General features: G+C 67.1%; 1 protein-coding gene. It reads left to right on the top strand.

Translation table 11 applies throughout. The features are described 5' to 3' along the window. Nucleotides 1-1,021: alpha/beta hydrolase (locus tag ACFWUY_RS42020; protein ID WP_384122464.1), on the top strand; the 1,021-nt coding region annotated here is incomplete at both ends.

Here is a 1,021-nt window from a genome sequence, read left to right as displayed (position 1 = left end):
CTGGCTTTCGGTGTCGCGGGCAGTGTGCTGGCCGCGTGCGTCGCCACCTTCGGGGTGGGCGTCAGCCTGGCCGACGGGCGCGATCCGATTCTCGAATCCAAGAAGCTCCTCGCGACGCCGACCACGGCGAACGGCTCGAACATCATCTCGAGCCGGGTCGATGACCGAAGTCTGACCATGCTGGTCTTCTCCGCCGCGATGAACAAGGCCGTCACGGTCAAGGTGCAGCGCCCACGGGACGCGTCCGTTCCGCGCCCGGCGCTGTACCTCCTCAACGGCGCCGGTGGCGGCGAGGACCGGGCCACCTGGTGGCAGAACACGGACGTCGGCGACTTCCTTGCCACCAAGGACGTCAATGTGGTGATGCCGGTCGGCGGCGCGTTCGCGTACTACACCGACTGGCAGCGCGACGACCCCGCGCTCGGCCGCAACAAGTGGCGCACGTTCCTGCTCGACGAACTCCCACCCCTGGTCGACGCGGCACTGGGCACCAACGGCGTCAACGCCATCGCCGCCAACTCGATGACCGCCACGGCCGTCCTGCAATTGGCGCAGGCCAAGCCCGGTTTCTACCGGTCCGTCGCCGGCTACAGCGGCTGCGCCCAGATCGCCGATCCGGCCGGTAAACAGTTCACCAAACTGGTGGTGGAGACCTACGGTGGCGGCGACGTCCGCAATATGTACGGCGCCGACGACGACCCGGCCTGGGAAGCCAACGACCCGGTCATCCACGCCGAAAAATTGCGTGGTACAAGGCTTTACATCTCGGACGCGTCAGGACTGCCCGGCCCGCACGACAACACCGGCGATCCGTACATGATGAACCCGACCCCCTACGGTCTGGCCAACCAAGTCGTCGTCGGCGGCATCATCGAAGCAGCGATCAACTGGTGCACCCGCAACCTCGAAACCCGCCTGACCGAGCTGAACATCCCCGCCACCTTCGACCACCAGCCCACCGGCACCCACTCCTGGGGCTACTGGCGCGATGCCTTCCACCGCTCCTGGCCGACCCTCGCCC

This window comes from Streptomyces sp. NPDC058664 (assembly GCF_042716635.1).
Taxonomy (GTDB): Bacteria; Actinomycetota; Actinomycetes; order Streptomycetales; family Streptomycetaceae; genus Streptomyces.
The sequence above is the reverse complement of the archived record's forward strand: the minus strand, read 5'-3'. Positions and strand labels throughout refer to the sequence as shown.